17 protein-coding genes are annotated in these 18945 nt (G+C 61.5%); 6 read left to right on the top strand and 11 right to left on the bottom strand.

Annotated elements, in window-relative coordinates; genetic code table 11:
• Position 1: 1 nt before the first annotated feature.
• The 4 genes from AC1D35_RS07060 to AC1D35_RS07045 are packed head-to-tail and all read right to left on the bottom strand — an operon-like array spanning position 2 to position 3006.
• Positions 2 to 919: an isoaspartyl peptidase/L-asparaginase gene (locus AC1D35_RS07060; protein WP_113299847.1), complete on the bottom strand. Its 918-nt coding sequence runs from the start codon at positions 917 to 919 to the stop codon at positions 2 to 4.
• Positions 920 to 927: 8 nt separating this feature from the next.
• On the bottom strand, positions 928 to 1662 hold the full coding sequence (locus AC1D35_RS07055; protein ID WP_113311221.1) for an amino acid ABC transporter ATP-binding protein: 735 nt from the start codon (positions 1660 to 1662) through the stop codon (positions 928 to 930).
• A 1-nt stretch (position 1663) separates the two neighbouring features.
• Positions 1664 to 2335 (bottom strand): amino acid ABC transporter permease, encoded by a 672-nt coding sequence (locus tag AC1D35_RS07050; RefSeq protein WP_113311222.1) that lies wholly within the window; start codon positions 2333 to 2335, stop codon positions 1664 to 1666.
• Complete coding sequence (locus tag AC1D35_RS07045) at positions 2335 to 3006, bottom strand: amino acid ABC transporter permease (RefSeq protein ID WP_113311313.1); 672 nt, start codon at positions 3004 to 3006, stop codon at positions 2335 to 2337. Before AC1D35_RS07045 ends, AC1D35_RS07050 begins: the two co-directional genes overlap by 1 nt.
• A gap of 230 nt (positions 3007 to 3236) precedes the next feature.
• On the opposite strand from AC1D35_RS07045, the gene AC1D35_RS07040 reads away from it, so the two are divergent.
• Genes AC1D35_RS07040 through AC1D35_RS07015 form a run of 6 tightly spaced genes read left to right on the top strand, consistent with a single transcriptional unit; the run spans position 3237 to position 8861 of the window.
• Positions 3237 to 3767, top strand: coding sequence for a hypothetical protein (locus tag AC1D35_RS07040; protein ID WP_113311223.1), 531 nt, complete (start codon positions 3237 to 3239; stop codon positions 3765 to 3767).
• Positions 3768 to 3795: 28 nt separating this feature from the next.
• Positions 3796 to 5382, top strand: a complete 1587-nt coding sequence (locus AC1D35_RS07035) for an ABC transporter substrate-binding protein (RefSeq protein WP_113311224.1) — start codon at positions 3796 to 3798, stop codon at positions 5380 to 5382.
• Entirely contained in the window at positions 5383 to 6465 is a 1083-nt protein-coding gene (locus tag AC1D35_RS07030) for an ABC transporter permease (protein WP_113311225.1), read from the top strand.
• A complete protein-coding gene (locus AC1D35_RS07025) occupies positions 6462 to 7319 on the top strand; it encodes an ABC transporter permease (RefSeq protein WP_113311226.1) in 858 nt (285 codons plus the stop codon). Before AC1D35_RS07030 ends, AC1D35_RS07025 begins: the two co-directional genes overlap by 4 nt.
• Entirely contained in the window at positions 7312 to 8136 is an 825-nt protein-coding gene (locus AC1D35_RS07020) for an ABC transporter ATP-binding protein (RefSeq protein ID WP_113299840.1), read from the top strand. The genes AC1D35_RS07025 and AC1D35_RS07020 overlap by 8 nt, the downstream gene beginning before the upstream one ends.
• The gene (locus AC1D35_RS07015) at positions 8133 to 8861 is read left to right on the top strand and encodes an ABC transporter ATP-binding protein (protein ID WP_113311227.1); all 729 of its coding nucleotides are present in this window, start codon (positions 8133 to 8135) and stop codon (positions 8859 to 8861) included. The genes AC1D35_RS07020 and AC1D35_RS07015 overlap by 4 nt, the downstream gene beginning before the upstream one ends.
• On the opposite strand, the gene AC1D35_RS07010 is transcribed toward AC1D35_RS07015, so the two are convergent.
• The 7 genes from AC1D35_RS07010 to AC1D35_RS06980 form a co-directional block, all read right to left on the bottom strand.
• Positions 8862 to 10964, bottom strand: coding sequence for an alpha-amylase family protein (locus AC1D35_RS07010; protein WP_113311228.1), 2103 nt, complete (start codon positions 10962 to 10964; stop codon positions 8862 to 8864).
• 108 nt (positions 10965 to 11072) lie between these two features.
• Entirely contained in the window at positions 11073 to 11948 is an 876-nt protein-coding gene (locus tag AC1D35_RS07005; protein ID WP_113311229.1) for a 2-hydroxy-3-oxopropionate reductase, read from the bottom strand.
• 7 nt (positions 11949 to 11955) lie between these two features.
• Positions 11956 to 12735 (bottom strand): 2-oxo-tetronate isomerase, encoded by a 780-nt coding sequence (gene otnI, locus AC1D35_RS07000; RefSeq protein WP_477938378.1) that lies wholly within the window; start codon positions 12733 to 12735, stop codon positions 11956 to 11958.
• Between the two features lie 10 nt (positions 12736 to 12745).
• A complete protein-coding gene (locus AC1D35_RS06995) occupies positions 12746 to 14455 on the bottom strand; it encodes an ABC transporter ATP-binding protein (RefSeq protein WP_113311231.1) in 1710 nt (569 codons plus the stop codon).
• 10 nt (positions 14456 to 14465) lie between these two features.
• Positions 14466 to 15653, bottom strand: coding sequence for an ABC transporter permease (locus AC1D35_RS06990; RefSeq protein ID WP_113311232.1), 1188 nt, complete (start codon positions 15651 to 15653; stop codon positions 14466 to 14468).
• Between the two features lie 10 nt (positions 15654 to 15663).
• Positions 15664 to 16650: an ABC transporter permease gene (locus tag AC1D35_RS06985; protein ID WP_113311233.1), complete on the bottom strand. Its 987-nt coding sequence runs from the start codon at positions 16648 to 16650 to the stop codon at positions 15664 to 15666.
• A 107-nt stretch (positions 16651 to 16757) separates the two neighbouring features.
• Complete coding sequence (locus AC1D35_RS06980) at positions 16758 to 18866, bottom strand: alpha-amylase family protein (protein WP_113311234.1); 2109 nt, start codon at positions 18864 to 18866, stop codon at positions 16758 to 16760.
• Positions 18867 to 18945: the final 79 nt, after the last annotated feature.

The raw sequence follows: 18945 nt of genomic DNA, 5'->3' as shown, positions 1-18945 counted from the left end.
ATTATGCCTGTTTCGCTGCCCGAAGCTCCGGTTCGGGCATCGAGTCCTCCCAGAGCCAGTAGCGGATCTCGCCCTCGCATCTGAAATTCACGACCTCATGGTTGCCCTTGGCATCGACGGCATGGATGACCACGCCGGCCAGGAAACCGGAGGATAATTCCTTGAGCTCCTCGACGGCGAGCTTAACCGCGTCGGAAAGCGAATAGCCGAATTTGAGCGCCAGGACGACCGTGCGCGCAGTCGAGCAACGCATGGTCATCTCGCCGGTATGGGTGCAGGCGGCTGCGCCATAACGGCTATCGGCATAGAAGCCGGCGCCGGGAATGGGACTGTCGCCGAGGCGGCCGGGATATTTCCAGGCCCAACCCGAGGTGGACGTCGCAGCGTGGATGCCGCGCGCCGGATCAGCCGACAGGAAAACGGTGGTGTCGCGCACGCGCTCGGGATCGGTGATGGTGCGGCTCAGCGGGGCCAGCGGAATATTGGGGAATTTCGCCAGTTCCTCCGGCGAAAGCTCCTTTTCCAGCCGTTCCCACCAGACGCGCTTGCTGTCTTCGAACAGCACGTCGTCTTCGGAGAAACCGATTTCACTGGCAAAGCGACGGGCACCGTCGCCGGTGAGCATGACGTGCGGCAGGCGCTTCATGACTTCGTGGGCGAGGCGGGCAACCGGCAGCGTGTTCGGCACGGCGCCGACGGTGCCGACATCGCGGGTGTTGCCGTCCATGACGGCCCCGTCGAGCTCCATATTGCCAAGCATGTTCGGCCAGCCGCCGTAACCGACGCTGCGCACCTTGACTTCGCTTTCCACCTTGCTGATGCCGGCGACCATGGCGTCGAGGCTGATGGCACCCTCGCGCAACATCTGCACCGTCGTCGGGAAACCGGGCCAGGCTTCTTTATTGGCCAAGAGCAGCATGAATACCTCTAATCTTTGCGCATTTTGGACAGGAACTGGGCGATACGCTGATGCGACATGCCGCCTTCGGGAGCGAAGAAATCGGCAGTCGGCAGGTCGACGAGCAGCTTTCCCTTGTCGAGGAAGACGATGCGATTGGAAATCTGCCGGGCGAATTCGATCTCGTGGGTGACGAAGAGCATGGTCGTGCCCTCGGTCGCCAGTTTGGCGAGGATCGCCAGAACTTCCGAGGTCATTTCCGGGTCGAGCGCGCTGGTGACTTCGTCAAGCAACAGATAACGCGGCTGCATGGCGAGCGCCCGGCAGATGCCGACGCGCTGGCGCTGGCCGCCCGAAAGCTGCGCGGGATAGGCTTCGGCGCGATCGCCAAGGCCAACAGACTGTAGCAGGGCGCGGGCGCCAGCTTCGGCTTCGGCGCGCGGCTTCTTCAACACTTCGATCGGCGCCAGCGTGATGTTTCCGAGCACAGTCATATGCGGATAGAGATTGAAGAGCTGGAAGACGGTGCCCGACCGTTTGCGCGCTTCCGCCAGATCCTTCGGCTTGCTGACGTCGAAATCGTCGACGGTAATGCTGCCGCCGTTCAATTTTTCCAGACCGTTGATGCAGCGGATCAGCGTCGACTTGCCGGAACCGGATGAGCCGAGGATGGAGACGACCTCGCCGGGCTTGATGGTGAGGTTGACGCCGTCGAGGACTATGACGGGACCGAAGGCCTTTTTGACGTTTTCTACTTTGAGCATATCAGAGCCCTCTCCAGGCGGCATGCGCCCTGAGGCGGTTTTCAAAGCGGGCACCGAGCCATGCGAGCAGCTTGGCGCAGGCGTAATAAAGCAGGCCGACCACCGTCCAGACGATGAAGGGTTTCAGCGTGCGCAGGTTGAGGATGTTGCCGATTTTGGTGAGATCGACGACGCCGATGACCGAGATCAGCGAGGTGACCTGCAACTGGTTGACGAGAAGCGCTGTCAGCGGGCCGATCGCGAAGGCCATGGCCTGCGGCGCCACGACGTGGCGCAGCACCTGCCAACGCGTGAGACCGAAGACGCGGGCGGCCTCGATCTGGTCGCGGCCGATGGATTCGATTGCCGAGACCGCGATGACATAGACGAAGGCCGCCGAATTGGCAGACAGCGTGATCATCGCGGCCGTTGTCGGTGTGATGCGGATATGGAAGAGGCCGGGCAGGCCGAAGAAGACAAGGAAGAGCTGCACCAGCACGGGCGAGTTCTTCAGGAGTTCGGCGAAGAAGGTGATGACTGATGTCAGCACCGGCACGCGATAGAAGCGGCAAACGGCCCAGAGCGTGCCGATCAGCAGGCCGATCAGCGAAGTCGAGAAGAACAGGCCGAGGCTGACGCCGAGGCCCTGTAGCAGCAGCCAGATGTCGAATGGTGTGAAATCGGAGAAACGCATCAGGCTACGGCCTCCATCATGTCGCGGTTCAGGCGGCGGTGGAGGAGGGCGATGCCGAGCGAAACGAGATAGGTCAGTACGGCATAGACGACCAGCAGCACGACATAGACTTCGAAGGGCCGGTAAGTCTGCGAGACGACGATCTGGGCCGAGCCGGTGAGCTCGTTAAGCGTGATGGTCGAGAGGATCGAGGAGGTCAGGACCATGTTGATCAGCACCGAGCCGAGCGGGCGAACGGAGGTTCTAAGCGCGATCGGCAGTACGATCTTGGTGAAGGTCACCCGGCGGGACAGGCCGCTTACTTCTGCGGCTTCGATGATGCCGGGATCGATCGCCAGAATGCCGGCGCGGATAACGTCGGAGGCATAGGCGCCGCCGGCAATCGACAGCGCAACGACACCCGTGGTGAAGGCATCGATATAGATGCCGATCTCCGGCAGGCCGTAATAAAAGAAGAACAGCTGCACGATGAAAGGCACGTTGCGGAAGATATCCACGTAGACGAAGGAAATCCGGCGCAGAAGGGTGGATGAAGACGTGCGCGCGATGGCGACGAAAGCGCCCATGATGACGCTGCCGATCAGTGCCAGAGCACAAGCTTCTGCTGTCAGCAGCGCGCCTTGACCGAGAAAGCCCAGATGGGGCAAGAGGATCGAAAGGTCGAACCGCACGATCACTCCCTTATGTACGATTGAAACCGGTTTCATCGTGTCGTTTGTGCGCGCTGATGTCAAGAACGCCCAATAAGGAATGCTGATATATCTGTGACGAAAAGTTCGTTTTTCCCGGTAACGTTCTGCGGAATATTTTTCGTCAAAAGGCGGGAAAGCTGGATGAATATGGACTGCACAATATCTCGCCATCCCGCTAGCCTTTATCGCACAAAGAAAGAGCAATTCGCATGAGCCAGCTTCCCTACATCGATTACGACACCGCTTCCGAAGAGATTCGCGCAGCGCATGACGAGGAAGTGCGCGTTCGGGGCAACATGACCAACATGAAGCGGACCTTGCTGCATTCGCCGGAAGCCCACCGTATCTATGCCGAGTGGTTCACGCTCCGGGCCGAGCTCAATCCCGCCATCAGCGATCGCGAGATATGGATCTTCTCGCATTCGATCTCCAAGGCGCTGAAGTCCGATATCGCCATCACCTTCTTTCGCCGAGCGCTGATCAAGACCGGGTTCAACCCGGATGCTCTCGAACTCAGCGAAACGGAATCGCTGCTTAAACGTTTTGGCACGGCTGTTGTCGCCGATTCCAAGGCCATTCCTGCCGATATCTGGGCCGAATTGAAGGCGCGCTACGACACCAAGGTGCTCGTCGATCTCGTCGCCTTTGCCGGTATCATGATTGCCACTGCCGTCTACATCAATGTTGTCGAGGTCGATTTCGATCCCGAGCTTGAGGCTTTCGCCGAAGGCGCCAACTGACTTTTTCATCACCCGAGGGGAGTTTTCCATGTCCATCATCACCAGCCGCGCCAAGCTGCTCGGCACTGTCTTCAGCCTGGCGCTGGCATTCAGCGCGCCGGTCGTTCACGCCGAAACGCCGCCGAACGTGCTCGTCGTTGCCCAGTCGATCGACGATGCCGTCAGCTTCGACCCGGCCGAAGGCTTCGAGCTGACGACCGTCCAGTCCTTCAACAATATCTATCAGCGCCTCGTGCAGTCCAACCGCGATGACGGCACGAAGATCGAGGCTGCACTTGCCGCTAGCTGGGAAGCCGGCAGCGATGGCAAGAGCCTGACGTTCGCGCTTTCTGATGCCAAGTTCGCGTCCGGCAATCCGGTTCGCCCCGAAGACGTGATCTTCTCGTTGACGCGCGCCGTGAAGCTCAACAAGTCGCCGGCCTTCATCCTCAACGAACTCGGCTGGAAGGCCGACAATGTCGATGCTGCGATCACCAAGGTTGACGACAAGCATATCAAGCTCACCTGGACGGCCGATGTTGGCTCTGGCTTCGCGCTCTCGATCCTGACGGCGCCGATTGCCTCCATCGTCGACGAGCAGACGGTTTCGCCGCAGGCCAAGGACAACGATTTCGGCAATGGTTGGCTAAAGACCAATTCGGCCGGCAGCGGCGCTTACACGATCGCTACCTACACGCCGCATGAGGCGCTGGTGCTGCAGGCCAATGCCAATTCTTCCGACAAGCCGACGCTCGAAAGCGTCATCATCCGCAATGTGCCTGACGTCGGCGCCCGCCGCCTGCTCGTCGAGCAGGGCGATGCCGATATCGCCCGTGGCCTGTCCGCCGACCAGATCGAAGCGCTGAAGGACAAGAGCGGCGTCAAGGTGCTCTCCGTTCCTTCCGCCCGCCAGGACTATATCCTGCTGAACAGCAAGGCGAACCCGACGCTCGGCAACCCCGCCTTATGGGAAGCGGCACGTTACCTCGTCGATTATGACGGCATCACCAAGAACCTGCTGCGTGGCCAGAGCAGCGTTCACCAGGCCTTCCTGCCGAACGGCTTCCCTGGTGCGCTCAGCGACACGCCTTTCAAGCTCGATGTCGAGAAGGCAAAGAAGATCCTTGCGGACGCTGGTATCAAGACGCCGTTCAAGATCGAATTCATCGTCTTCAACGACCAGCCGTTCCTGTCGATCGCCCAGTCGCTGCAGTCGACCTTCGCTCAGGCTGGCATCACGCTCGACATTCAGCCGGGTGTTGCCAGCGACATCTATGCCCGCGGCCGCGCCGGCAAATTCGAGATGACGCTGCGCTACTGGATCCCGGATTATTTCGACGCCCATTCCAACGCCAGCGCCTTCGCGATCAACAAGGACAACTCGGCCAATACCGTTGCCAAGCAGGCTGGCTGGGTGATCCCGGAACTGACCGACGAAACGCTTGCCGCGGTGAAGGAACAGGATGCCGCCAAGCGCGCTGCGCTTTACCAGGATCTGCAGAAGAAGATCCAGGCAAGCTCGCCCTTCGTTTTCATGCTTCAAGGCAATGACCAGGTCGTGCTAAGCGACAAGGTGAAGAACTATGCGCAGGGTCTGAACGCAGACCAGGTCTATTACGACAAGGTAGCAAAATAAGTGCCGCAAACGGCAACGACTGACAATGCCGACATGACCAACTCCCGCCAGCGCAACAGCTGGCGGGAGTTGTCGTTCGTTTGGCCGCTTTCGAAGTGGCTGTGGTCCTTCGCGCTGACGCTCTTCGGGTTGGCGCTGGTGACCTTCGCGATGACGCGGTTATCGCCGATCGATCCGGCGCTGCAGCTCGTCGGCGATCATGCCAGCCAGTCGACCTATGAACAGGCGCGCCTCGAACTTGGGCTCGATCAGCCGCTGCCGGTGCAGTTTTTCCGTTATGTCGAGACGGCGCTCTCGGGGAATTTCGGTCAGTCGATTTCGACCGGTCAACCCGTCGCAAACGATATCGCCCGCACATTCCCGGCAACGATAGAGCTTGCGACGGCGGCGATCATTCTCGGCGCGGTCATCGGTCTTGCGCTCGGTGTCACCGCCGCCATGCGGCAGGGGACATGGGTGGACGGGCTTGCCCGTTTCGTGTCTCTCTTTGGCTATTCCGTGCCGATCTTCTGGCTTGGCCTGTTGATGTTGCTGCTGTTCTACGCGCGGCTGCACTGGGCGCCGGGGCCGGGCAGGGCGGATGTCGTCTTTCAATATACGGTCAAATCGGTCACCGGCTTTGCGCTTGTCGATACCTGGATATCGGGCAAGGCGGGTGCCTTTCGCGACGCGCTGGCGCATCTGGCGTTGCCGGCGATCGTGCTGGCCCTCCATGCTCTCGCCGCGATTTCGCGGCTGACGCGCGCCGCGATCCTCACCGAACTCGGGCAGGAATATGTGACGACGGCGCGCGCCAAGGGCGCGAGCCTTCGCCGTATCGTCTTCGTCCATATCCTGCCGAATATTTCCGGGACGCTGCTGACAGTGATTGCCCTTTCCTATGCAAGCCTGCTGGAAGGCGCCGTGCTGACCGAGACCGTCTTTGCCTGGCCGGGTATCGGCCGGTATCTGACCACGGCGATGTTTGCCGGCGACATGCCGGCAATCCTTGGCGCGACGCTGGTCGTCGGTGCCTCCTTCGTGCTTCTCAACGCGCTGACCGATCTTGGCGTGGCACGGCTGGAATCGGGGAGGAAGCGATGAGTGCGATCGTCCAGGCGCCGCTCGGCGGTCCATCCTTCCTGCGTCGCGTGCTGCGCTCACCTTCGGCTGCGGTGGGCAGTGTGGTCGTGCTTTTCATTCTGGCACTGGCGCTACTGGCGCCGCTGATTGCGCCCTATGATCCGAACCTGCAGGAAACGGCCAATCGCCTGATGCCGCCTGATGCTGCGCACTGGTTTGGCACCGATGGTTTCGGCCGGGATATTCTGTCGCGCATCATCTATGGCGCGCGGCCAACGCTGCTGCTGGTGCTCGTCGTCGTGCTGTTGATGGCGCCGCTCGGCATTCTCGTCGGCATCCTCTCGGGTTTCTTCGGCGGGATGACCGAGCGCGTGCTGATGCGGATTACCGATATCGTCATGTCCTTTCCGCGGTTGCTGCTGGCCTTCGCCTTCGTCGCGATCATGGGGCCGGGCTTGATCAACGGTGCGCTGGCGCTGGCGCTGACAAGCTGGCCCGCCTATGCGCGCCAGGCCCGCGTCGAGACGGCGGCGCTGCGGCGGAGCGATTATCTGGCAGCGGCCGAAATGGTTGGTATCCGCGGCGTAAGGCTACTCTGGGGGCACATCCTGCCGCTGGTGCTGCCTTCGGCGATCATTCGTCTGGCGCTCGACCTCTCGGGCATTATCCTTGCTGCCGCAGGCCTCGGCTTCCTCGGTCTCGGGGTGCGTCCGCCGACAGCGGAATGGGGTTCGATGGTATCGGAGGGAACRCAGGTAATCTTCGATCAATGGTGGGTGGCGGCTGTACCTGGCTTTGCCATCCTGATCACCTCCTTCGCCTTCAACATGCTGGCCGATGGCCTGCGCGATATCCTGGATCCGCGCCATGACTGAGCCGCTGCTTTCCGTCGAGGATCTGTCGATCGCCTTTCCGTCAGAGGCAGGGCCGGTGCGCGTCGTCGATGGCATTTCCTTCTCGGTGGGTCGCGAGGTCGTGGCGCTGGTCGGTGAATCCGGCTCCGGCAAGTCCATGACCGGTCGCGCAATCATGGGGCTACTGCCACGTCGAGCGGAGGTGCGGGCAAAGCGTCTAACCTTCGACGGGCAGGAGCTGACGACGCTACCTGCGTCCGGCTGGAACAGGCTGCGCGGTAGTGGTATCGGGCTGATCCTGCAGGATCCGAAATATTCGCTGAACCCGGCCCACAAGGTCGGCCGGCAGGTCGAAGAGGCGCTACTTCTGCACACGAAACTATCGTCTGGCGAACGGCGCGAGCGGGCGCTCGATATGCTGGATAAGGTCGGTTTGCCCGATCCGCAGCGTGTCTATTCGAGCTTTCCGGCTGCTCTTTCCGGCGGAATGGGGCAGCGCGTGATGATCGCGGCCATGCTGATCAACCGGCCGAAACTCTTGATCGCCGATGAGCCGACATCGGCTTTGGATCGCGGTCTGCAGGACCAGATCCTGACCTTGCTGCGGTCGCTGACCGAAGAACTCGGCATGGGGCTGCTGCTCATCAGCCATGATCTGCAGCAGGTCTCGCGTTATGCCGACCGCGTCATGGTCATGCGGCATGGCAAGATCGAGGAACAGATGGCGTCGGCTGATCTTGCCAATGCCAAATCGGATTATACGCGGGCGCTCTGGGCGGCGCGGCCTTCGGCGGCGACCTACGGGACACGGCTGCCGGTTTACGGAGACGAGGCATGAGCGCGCTCTCCGTTTCCGATCTTTCCGTGACTTTTCAGAGCGGCGGCAAGGGTTTTACCGCCGTACGTGGTGTCAGCTTCGAGGTTGCGCCGGGCGAGACCTTCGGGCTGATCGGTCCCTCCGGCTGCGGCAAAACGACGGCGCTGCGTGCCGTTGCGGGGCTGAACACCCATTGGCAGGGCTCCATCACAGTCTTCGATGAGGCCTTGCTGCCGGGACATAAGATCACCGGCGCGCTACGCTCCAATATCCAGATGGTGTTTCAGGATCCCTATTCCTCGCTGCATCCGCGCCACCGCATTTCCCGCATTCTGGGCGAGCCGCTGGCTCTGCGGGGAGTACGCCATGTCGAGGATGAGGTGCGTATCGCGCTCGATCAGGTCGGCCTGCCGGCCACTGCTGCCGGGCGCTATCCGCACCAGCTTTCCGGCGGGCAGCGGCAGCGTGTGGCGATTGCCCGCGCGCTGCTCCTGAAGCCGAATCTTTTGCTGCTCGATGAGCCGACCTCGGCGCTCGATGTCTCGGTGCAGGCCGAAATCCTGAATCTGCTGAACGACCTGAAGGCTTCGCATGGGATGACCTTCGTGCTCGTCAGCCACGATCCCGGCGTCGTCGCGCATATGTGCGACCGGGCCGTGCTGATGCAGGCCGGTCGCATCGAAAGCGAACTCGACCGCGCCGCGCTTTCGCAAGGCGGCTGGGTCGAGCAGCTTGTCGCTCGCTGATCAGGCCAGCGGCAGGATCAGGACATCGCGAGCCGGCACTTCGAGGCGGCCAGCATCATAGGCGTGGTTTACCGGCCAGGCGGGCTTGTTGCCTGACAGTTTTCCGTCCGCGAGGCTGACCGTGGTCGTCTGGGCCTTGCGTGTCGGATTGACCAGCCAGAGGAAGCTGCCCTTTTCGCCCTTGTGGATGCGGGCGAAGACCGCATCATTGGAAAGCGTCGCATGACGCGCCCTGCCGCTCCATTTCACCAGTTCGGCGAAGAAGGCGGCATTGGCCTTGCCATCGGTGCGGTAGAAGGCGACCGAGGGGTTTGTGCCGATCAGCAGGGTGCGGCCCTTGCCGAAGCGGTTTTCGATGACGGCCAAACGCCCGCCATCGAACGTGCCGCGGCCGGTGCCGCCGGTGAGGCGGTAGGATTGCAGGAGACCGCCGCCATCGACGGCGATATCGTCGAACTTGAAGTGGATACGGTTGCCGATATCGGGCATGAATTCCACTTCCTCCTCGCGGGCTCCGAAGACCTCGTCGAGACCCATATTCGGCTGCACCTGGCCGACATGGCCGCGGTCGCCGAAATAGCCGGGGCAGGCTTCGGCAATCAGTGTGCCGCCCTTTTCCACCCAGGTCTTCAGGCGCGCGGCCTGTTCGGCAGTGAACATGATCGGGCAGGGGAAATAGAGGAAGTCATAGGCGTCAATATCGTCGATATGCACCCAATCCGGCTGCAAGCCCTGGCCGAGGAAGGCGCGATAGGCGCCCCACATGGCTTCCGGATAAGGTTTTTCTTTACGGTCGTAATTCAGCAGGTAATCCCATTCCTGTGTTTCGGGGATAACGAGAATGCCGACTTCGCCTCGCACCGGCTTTGCGTCCCAGAGTGTCTTCTGCGCCGGGTCGTTCGCCCATTTCGCCATGGCGCTCTGCAGGTCGGAGCGCGGCGTGCGGCTGCCGTCCATGCCATAGGCGCCGAAGGCGCCGAAGAGGGGGCCGTCGAGTAGCGGGCGCCAGCGCAGATTGAGGACGCCGCGGGCGCCGCCGGCAAAGGAGGTCATGCTCCAGATGCGGATATCCTCAGGCTCGGCGACGCGGCCGTCTTCCTTGTCGCGGCCGATCACCTGCGGCTGCAGCCAGAGCGGGCCGCCCTGACGCTCGGCGTGCCAGAAGGGCTTGCCGCGGGCAGCGGCGCGATTGATGTCGACACCGTACCAGGTCTTCCAGGGCTCGGTGCCCTTACGGGCCTGGATCCATGTGAAGCCGTAGATTTCCACCTTGGAGGCGGCGAGCCAGTCGTCGCAGCCATTGGCGGCCATGTTGGGGATCGCGCCGGATATGCCGTGGGCGGCAATGACATTCTTCTGGTCGACGGCGCGGATCGTATCGATACGCCACTGCATCTGGCCATAGAAATTGTCGCGCTTGAACTGCAGCCAGTCGATGCATTCGGGGTAGGGGGCCATATGGACCGGCGGCTCGATATCCTCCCATTCGGCATAGCTGTAGCGATGCCACGCCTTGGCGAGCACTTTCAGGCTGCCGTATTTCTTCTCCAGCCATTTGCGGAAGGCGGACTTGGCATAGCTGCTGTAATCGACATCGGCGGAATAGTTGACCTCGTTCCAGACGTCATAGCCGTAGATCGCCGGATGGTCCTTGTAGCGGGTGGCGAGTGCGGTCAGGAACTTGCCGGCGGCTTCCTTCACTTCCGGGCAGTTCAGCGTCAGCGCACCGGCGCCGCCGCCATTGTTGGAAAAGCCGCCGGTTGCGGCCGAGACGCCCATGTAGGAGCCGAGCTTGGTGCCATCGGCATTGACCTGCAAGGCGTCGGCATATTTGCGGACGGCCCAGTCCGGCACGGCATGGATGAGTTCGGCGATAACTGTCTTGATGCCGTTCTTGGCGGCGAGATCGAGCTGGCGGTCATACTCTTCCCAGTCATAGACACCGGGGGCCACTTCGATTGCGCTCCACATGAACCAGTGGCGGAAGATGTTCATGCCATCTTCGCCTGCCGTCGTGTAGTCGCGCTCCCAATCGTCGCGCGGCGGATTGGACTTGCGGAAATAGACGGCGCCGAAAGGGAATTGGATATCGTTTCTAAGCATTGTCCTGTCCTTCTCTATCGATGTCCGGACATGGCTTCGCCGTCCGGAAAAAAGGCTCCGGCAGGAGGCGGTCGAAGATGTCGTCCGGGTGTTCTAGGTGGTCGTGATCTAGCGCGGCCCTCCGGCGAGGAGCTCGAGCGTGCGGATAAGGGCGGAATGGTCGCGTTCGCCGTCGCCATTGGCAACAGCGGCATTCATGAGTTGCTGGGTGGCCGCCGTATTCGGCAGCGAAAGATCGAGCGCGCGTGCGGCGTCAACCGCGAGCGTCATGTCCTTGCGGTGCAGGCGGATGCGGAAGCCCGGTTCGAAGGTCTCCTTGACCATACGCTCGCCGTGCACTTCGAGAATGCGCGAGGCGGCAAAACCGCCCATCAGGGCTGCCCGCACCTTGGCCGGATCGGCGCCGGCCCGTTTGGCAAAGAGCAGGGCTTCGGAGACGGCCTCGATCGTCAGCCCGACGATGATCTGGTTGGCGACCTTGGCCGTCTGGCCGTCGCCGACGCCGCCCACCAGCGTGATGTTTTTACCCATCTTTTCGAAGAGCGGCCGGGCGCGCTCGAAAGCCGCTTCCTTGCCGCCGATCATGATCGTCAGCGAGGCAGCCTTGGCGCCGACCTCGCCGCCGGAGACCGGAGCATCGACATAATCGCAGCCGAGCGCTTCGATGCGCCTGGCAAAATCCTTGGTGGCAACCGGCGAGATCGAGCTCATGTCGATGACGAGCTTGCCTGCCGACAGGCCGGAGGCCACACCGTTCTCGCCGAAGAGCACCGCCTCGACATCGGGCGTATCCGGCAGCATCAGGATGATGATGTCGGAGGCCTCGGCAACAGCCTTGGCGCTATGGGCAGCCTTGCCGCCCTTGGTGATGAGATGCTGCGAAGCGTCCTTCACGCGGCTCAGATGCAGCGTGTGGCCGGCATCGATCAGATGTTCCGCCATCGGGCGGCCCATGACGCCCAGTCCGATAAAACCGATATTCATGTCACGCTCACTTCCGATAGGGTTTCATCCAGCCAAGCCCCTCGCTGGTGCCGGCCTTCGGCTTATATTCGCAGCCCACCCAGCCGTCGTAACCGAGGCGGTCGAGTTCGGAGAGGATGAAGCCGTAATTGATCTCGCCCGTGCCGGGTTCATTGCGGCCGGGATTGTCGGCGATCTGTACGTGGGCGATCCGGTCCTTCAGCCGCGTGAAGGTCGGGATCAGGTCGCCCTGCATGATCTGCATGTGGTAGAAATCATACTGGATGTAGAGATTGTCGGAGCCGACCTTGTCGAGGATGCGTTCGGCGTGATTGGTGCTCGACAGGAAGAAGCCCGGAATATCACGCAGGTTGATGGGCTCGATCAGCAACTTCACGCCGGCATCGGCAGTGCGCTCCGCGGCATATTTCAGATTTTCAACCAGCACCTTTTCCAGCGTCTCGAGATCGRCTCCCTTTGGTACGAGGCCGGAGATAACGTTGACCTGCGGGCAGGCGAGTGCCTTGGCGTAATCGAGGGCGAGCGAGATGCCGCTGCGGAATTCCTCGATGCGATCCGGCAGGCAGGCGATGCCGCGTTCGCCGCCGGCCCAGTCACCGGAGGGCACGTTGAAGAGCGCCTGTTTCAGGCCGTTTGCGTTCAGCGTCTCTGCGACCTTTTCCTTCGGCTCGGCATAGGGGCCGAGATATTCGAGCGCACCAAAACCATCTTTGGCGGCTGCCGCGAAACGATCGAGGAAGGCGAGGTCCTGATAAAGAAAGGAAAGATTGGCGGAAAATTTCGGCACTGGAACATCCTCAGGCATTGGCGGGGGCGACGAAACGATGCCGGTGCAGCATGCGCTTGTCGCGGGGATCGGGATTGGGAACGGCTGAAATGAGGCTTTTCGTATAGGCTTCTTGCGGTGCGGTGCAGATCTGCTCAGCCTCGCCGAGTTCAACGATCTTACCGCGATGCATGACGGCCACGCGGTCACAGAAATAGCGTACCACGGAAATATCGTGGGAAATGAAGATGAAGCTAAGGTTCAGCCGCTGGCGGATATCGAGTAGCAGGTCGAGGATCTGGCTGCGGATCGAAACGTCGAGCGCCGAGGTCGCTTCGTCGGCGATGATGATGCGCGGATCGAGCGCGAGTGAGCGGGCGATGCCGATGCGCTGGCGCTGGCCGCCGGAAAAGGCGTGCGGGTAACGCTCCATGCCCATCGGATCGAGGCCGACGAGCCGCATCAGTTCGGCAACGCGATCTTCCAGCGCTTTGCCTTTGGCAAGGCCGTTGACGATGAGTGGATCGGCGATCACTTCCTTGACGGTCATCCGCGGGTTGAGCGAGGCGAAAGGATCCTGGAAGACGAGGCGGACTTCGCGGTGGAAGTTGCGCAGTTCCTTCTTGCCGAGCTTGGTGACATCGGTCTCTCTGCCATCCTTGCCACGGTAGAGGACAGTGCCGGTCGTCGGCTCGACGGTGCGCAGGATCAGGCGGCCGAGTGTCGTCTTACCGGAACCGCTTTCGCCGACGATGCCGAGGTTCTCCCCGGGATAGAGATCGAAATTGGCGTCATCGACCGCGCGCAGCGTATTGGTATTGCCGTGCCAGCCAAAGGTTTTTCCGAGATTGCGGACCGACAAGATCGGTTTCGGCGCTTCCGAAGACAGGGCGATTGCCGGCTGCCTGCCTTCGACATGATGCGTCAGCTTCACTGTCGAGGCCAGCAGCTGGCGTGTATAGGGATGAGTGGCGGCGTGGTAGATGGCATCGACCGGGCCGCGCTCGACGATATGGCCGAAGCGCATGACGGCAACTTCGTCCGCCACTTCGGCCACCACGCCCATGTCATGGGTGATGAGCAACATCGCCATGCCGCGCTCGACCTGCAGGCGCTTGATGAGGTCGAGGATTTCGGCCTGTGTCGTCACGTCGAGAGCGGTCGTCGGCTCGTCGGCGATCAGGATATCGGGATTGCCGGCAAGGGCCATGGCAATCATGGCGCGCTGGCGCATGCCGCCGGAGAATTCGAATGTGTAGCGGTCGGCCATCTTGTCGGGATTGGGAATTTCCACCTGGCCCAGCAAATCGACCATGCGGGCACGCGCCGCCTTCTTGTCGAGATTGCTGTGCAGGCGGATCGCTTCAATGATCTGCGAACCGATCGTGTGGACCGGGGAGAGCGAGCTCATCGGCTCCTGGAAGATGAGGCCGATGTGCCGGCCGCGGATTTCCCGCATGGCGCGGCTGCCGGGCTGAAGGGTGGCGATATCGGTGATCTCGCTGCCATTGCGCAGCAGGATGCGGCCGCCGACGATCGTGCCTGGCTTGTCGACGATCTGCAGCAGCGAGCGGGCAGTCACGCTCTTGCCTGAGCCGCTTTCGCCGACGAGGCAGAGCGTCTGCCCACGCTTCAGCTGGAAGCTCACATCCTCGACGGCATGCAGGATATGCGTGCGCAGCCGGAAATCGATCGAGAGGTTTTCAACCGAGAGGACGACGTCATCGGGAAGATCGGTCATGGCTTCCTCCTCAATTGTCATAGGGATCGGCTGCATCGCGCAGGCCGTCGCCGAAGAAGTTGAAGGACAGGACGGCTATGACGACTGCCAGAGACGGCCAGATCAGCAGCCACGGCGCGGTCGCGACCGTGCGGATATTCTGGGCGTCCTGCAGCAGCACGCCCCAACTGACGACCGGCGGCTTGAGGCCGATGCCGAGGAAAGAGAGCGAGGTTTCGGCGACGATCATCGTCGGCACTGCGAGGGTGACGACGGCTAGGATGTGGCTCGTAAGCGACGGCAGGATATGGCGGAAGATCAGCCGCGCCTCGCTCGACCCGTCGAGCTTGGCGGCGGTGACGAAATCCTCGCTGCGCAGCGCCAGAAAGCGGCCGCGCACTTCGCGGGCAAGACTGGTCCAGCCGAGCAGCGAGACGATGATGGTAATGACGAAATAAACGTTGACAGGCGACCATGCGAGCGGGATCGCCGCGGCAAGACCGAGCCAGAGCGGGATGGTCGGCATGGCACTGACAACTTCGATGATGCGCTGGATCAGCGTATCCACCCAGCCGCCGTAGAAGCCGGAGATGGAGCCGAGCACAACGCCGAGCACAAGCGACATGGCGACGCCGACGAGCCCGATCGACATGGAAATGCGGGTGCCGTAGATCAGGCGGGTGAGAACGTCGCGGCCGAGGCGGTCAGCGCCGAGCAGGTACATAGGATCATTGAGGTTGATCGGCCCGATGAAACGCGTGGTCATCGGGATCAGGCCCCAGAGCTTGTAGGCTGGGCCTTTGACGAAGAAGCCGATCGGTACGACCTTGGTGTCATCGACCACGAAAGTGCGCCTGAGCGCCACCTTGTCGATCTCCACCTTGTAGCCCTTCACATGGAAATTGAATTCCGAGCTACCATCAGGTTTCTCCACGAAGAAGCTGAAACCCTGCGGCGGGGCGTAGGTATATTGCGGCTTGGAGATCGCGGGCAGCGAAGGCGCCAGGAACTCGGCGAAGAGGCCGACGAGATAGAGGAAGAGGATGATCGCGCCGGCGACCATTGCCACCTTCTGTCGGATCAGCTTGCCCGCGATCAACCGCCATGGGCCGATGGCAGCTGTCGAGACCGTCTTACCCTGTTTCAGCGGGCTGATCGAAGGGCCGTCGGCGACGACATGCAAGGGGCCGGTGTGAGTTCCGAATGTTTCGTGCGTCATCGGCGCCTCCTCAATTGAACCGGATGCGCGGATCGAGCAGCGCAAGCAGCAGGTCCGACAGGAGCATGCCGACGAGGGTGAGTGCCGAGAGCAGCAGGATGAAGCTGCCGGCGAGATACATGTCCTGCGAGACCAGCGCGCGGAAAAGCAGGGGACCTGCGGTCGGCAGGTTCAGGACGATGGCGGTAATTGTCACGCCGGAGACGAGATGGGGTAGCACCCAGCCGATCGCCGAGACGAAGGGGTTCAGCGCTATGCGCACTGGATATTTGAGGATCACCTTGTATTCCGGCAGGCCCTTGGCGCGGGCGGTGATGACATAGGGCTTGTGCAGCTCGTCCGTCAGGTTGGCGCGCAGGATGCGGATCATGGCGGCGGTGCCCGACGCGCCGATGATGATAATGGGGATCCAGAGATGGGCGAGGAAATCGCCTGCTTTGGCGAGGCTCCAGGATGCTTCGGCAAATTCGGGGGAGTTGAGGCCGCCGACGCTCTGGCCGAGGTAGCGATAGGCGACATACATCAGTGTCAGCGCCAGGATGAAGTTCGGTACCGCAAGGCCGATGAAGCCGAAAAAGGTGAAGACGTGGTCGCTGATCGAGTGGCGCCGTACGGCCGAATAGATGCCGATCGGCAGGGCGACGACCCAGACGAAGAGCAGGCTCAGGAGTGAAATCACCAGCGTTGAACCCATGCGTGCCCAGATGAGACCGGAGACGGGCTGGTTCCACTCGAAGGACCAGCCGAAATCGCCGCGGCTGACAATGCCCCATATCCACTTCAGATACTGGATATAGAAGGGGTCGTCGAAGCCGTAGATCTCTTTCAGCCGCTCGATCTGCGCGGGGTCGACCGCCTGGCCGCTGTCGCTCATCGTCGCGATCATCGAGGTCAGGTAATCACCCGGCGGCAGCTGGATGATCAGGAACGAGATCAGCGACATGCCGAACAGGGTCGGGATCATGTAGAGCACGCGCTTGAAGATATAGCCAAGCATCGGAATGTTTCTCCTCCCGTTGAGAGCGCCCGGTCAGGCGCTTCCTTCGGATCTCCATCCGCTTTCGGCCCCTCCAGGCCGAAAACGCTCCTCCTTGTCTCGACACCTCATTTCCAGGTGAGGTGCAGAACCTCCAGCCGCTCGATATCAGGCACTTCCACCTGTACGCGGCCGTCCTTGACGCTGAAGTTTGCGGCGCGGTCGGTAACGGTGAGCCATGCCTTGGCGACCGACTTGCCCTGAGGAATTTCCACTGAAACCGTCTGGGCCGCCAGAGGGTAATTTTCGCGTATCGGCCCCTTCATCATCATCGGGTTGGTGAGGTTGAAGAGACTGACCGCGATACCTTCGGCACTGTCGCGCAGTGCCATATCGATGACGCCGGGACCTTCGACCGTGACGCGCGAGGTCTTGCCGAGCGCCCAGTTGACGGCATTGGCAATCAGCTTTCCGTGGTCGACGGCGAAGACTTCCCAGAAGATCTCGCCGATATTCCAGGGAATATAGACCGTGCGGCCGCCCTTGCCGGTTTCGCGGGCGATCACGCCGGCGCCTTCAGGAGCTTTGCGCGGATAGACTTCCTCCATCGGCAGGTCCGGGAAATCGGGCACATAGAGGAAGGGTGTCGTCGCATTGCCTGTTGCATCGGCATGGATGAGGCGGGTGCCGCCCATGATGCGCTCGGCGCCTTCGTAGCCCTGGTTGAGAGGATGATCGCCTGACAGTGCCACATAGGTGTTCTTGACGATGCCGCGCGGGCCGGAAACGAACTTGGCGCCCAGCACATCCGAAAGGCCGAATTCGTTGCGTTTCTTGCCGAATTCATCGCGGAGTGAGGTTTCGTAGGAAGCGACGACGCTGCCGCCACGTTCGACATAGCCGCGGATCGCCTCGTTCTGCGCATCCGAAAGGCAGGAAGCGTTGGCGAGGATGATTACCTTGAAACGGTCGAGATTTTCCTTGGTCAGAACCTGATCCGAGAGAAGCTCGAAGGGCAGGCGGGCTTCGACGAGCGCGTGGTAGAAACCGAGATCGTGCTTCTCGGCATTGTGCCGTTCTTCCGGCGCCCAGTGGCGAAGGGTGGTCGAAGGATCAACGACGGCGATTTCGGCTGTCGGCTGCATACTTTCGAGAACCGGCTCGACGGCTGCCTGCAGTGCAAAGGCGTCGGCGACCGGTTCTACCCAGCGCTTATCCGGCACGACGCCGTTGAACTTGGTGAACCAGGCATAGAGGCCATGAGCCGTGCCGTCATTGATCCAGAGCTGCATTTCCTCGCCGGAGGTGACGGCATCCTTCCAGCGATATTCTTCTTCCGGGCCGATCGAGGTGATGAGCACGACCGGGCGATCGGGGAAGGTGGCGCGGATGCGCTTGCCGTTGCGGCCGGCAGACCAGCCGAGTTCGAGACCCTTGCGGCCCTGATGATCGACAACGAGGAAGGGGCAATGTTTGGCGATGACCGAGAGGTCGAATTCCATCAGTGAAGCGCCGCCCATATTCGGGATGAAGCTCGCATGCGGGCGGATCGCTTTGACCGCATCGTCCCACTGGGCGATCATGTCAGTCAGCACGCGGCGGCGCCATTGCAGCCAGGCCTGCCAGGCGGGATCATCAGCATCCGCCTTTTTCGGCAGGGCGTGGCCGAACATATCCTTGAAACGGCGTGCGCTGTCTTCGCTATAGTCGACACCGTGGCCCTGCCAGCGATTGGCGAAGACGGCATCGATATCGTATTTGCGGACGATTTCCTTGACGACTTCGGGCATGAAGACGGTGTTGTAGTCGCCATAGGCATTGGTGACCCAGACATCGGGATAGGCCCAGTGACGGCGCGGCGTGCCGTCGGCGTTGATCATCACCCATTCCGGATGAGCTTTTGCAGCATCGTCGTGGATCGCGTGCGGATCGACGCGGGCCATGACATGCATGTCGAGCTTGCGGGCGGCATCGACGAGCGCGCCGAAGATGTCTTTATCGCCGAGATATTTGCTCACATAGTGGTAAGGTACTTCGCTTGGATAATAGGCGATGTAGCCGCCGGCGCTGAGGCATACGGCATTGGATTTGGTGCGCTTGAAGACATCGACCCAGAAGGCCGGATCGTATTTTTCCGGATCGTCTTCCACGAAGGTGAGCTGGGTCCAGCGCGTTGCAGTCTTGAACCAGTCCGGCGTGCGCAGCGTGTCGGTATTCTGTCTTCTGGCGTCGAGCATCGTCTTCATCCAATCATTGGCAAAAGAGGGGCCTTGGCGCCGGCCGATAAAGCCGGCGCCTTGAATGCGTCATCATTTT

It is taken from the genome of Rhizobium sp. P1_E6, from assembly GCF_056405875.1.
The sequence above is the reverse complement of the archived record's forward strand: the minus strand, read 5'-3'. Positions and strand labels throughout refer to the sequence as shown.

Coding starts and splice junctions, on each gene's coding strand:
- AC1D35_RS07050 (WP_113311222.1), bottom strand. CDS start 2,335: ATGCGTTTCTCCGATTTCACACCATTCGACATCTGGCTGCTGCTACAG.
- AC1D35_RS07015 (WP_113311227.1), top strand. CDS start 8,133: ATGAGCGCGCTCTCCGTTTCCGATCTTTCCGTGACTTTTCAGAGCGGC.
- AC1D35_RS07010 (WP_113311228.1), bottom strand. CDS start 10,964: ATGCTTAGAAACGATATCCAATTCCCTTTCGGCGCCGTCTATTTCCGC.
- AC1D35_RS06990 (WP_113311232.1), bottom strand. CDS start 15,653: ATGACGCACGAAACATTCGGAACTCACACCGGCCCCTTGCATGTCGTC.
- AC1D35_RS07005 (WP_113311229.1), bottom strand. CDS start 11,948: ATGAATATCGGTTTTATCGGACTGGGCGTCATGGGCCGCCCGATGGCG.
- AC1D35_RS07035 (WP_113311224.1), top strand. CDS start 3,796: ATGTCCATCATCACCAGCCGCGCCAAGCTGCTCGGCACTGTCTTCAGC.
- AC1D35_RS07020 (WP_113299840.1), top strand. CDS start 7,312: ATGACTGAGCCGCTGCTTTCCGTCGAGGATCTGTCGATCGCCTTTCCG.
- AC1D35_RS06980 (WP_113311234.1), bottom strand. CDS start 18,866: ATGCTCGACGCCAGAAGACAGAATACCGACACGCTGCGCACGCCGGAC.
- AC1D35_RS07055 (WP_113311221.1), bottom strand. CDS start 1,662: ATGCTCAAAGTAGAAAACGTCAAAAAGGCCTTCGGTCCCGTCATAGTC.
- AC1D35_RS07040 (WP_113311223.1), top strand. CDS start 3,237: ATGAGCCAGCTTCCCTACATCGATTACGACACCGCTTCCGAAGAGATT.
- AC1D35_RS07060 (WP_113299847.1), bottom strand. CDS start 919: ATGCTGCTCTTGGCCAATAAAGAAGCCTGGCCCGGTTTCCCGACGACG.
- AC1D35_RS06995 (WP_113311231.1), bottom strand. CDS start 14,455: ATGACCGATCTTCCCGATGACGTCGTCCTCTCGGTTGAAAACCTCTCG.
- AC1D35_RS06985 (WP_113311233.1), bottom strand. CDS start 16,650: ATGCTTGGCTATATCTTCAAGCGCGTGCTCTACATGATCCCGACCCTG.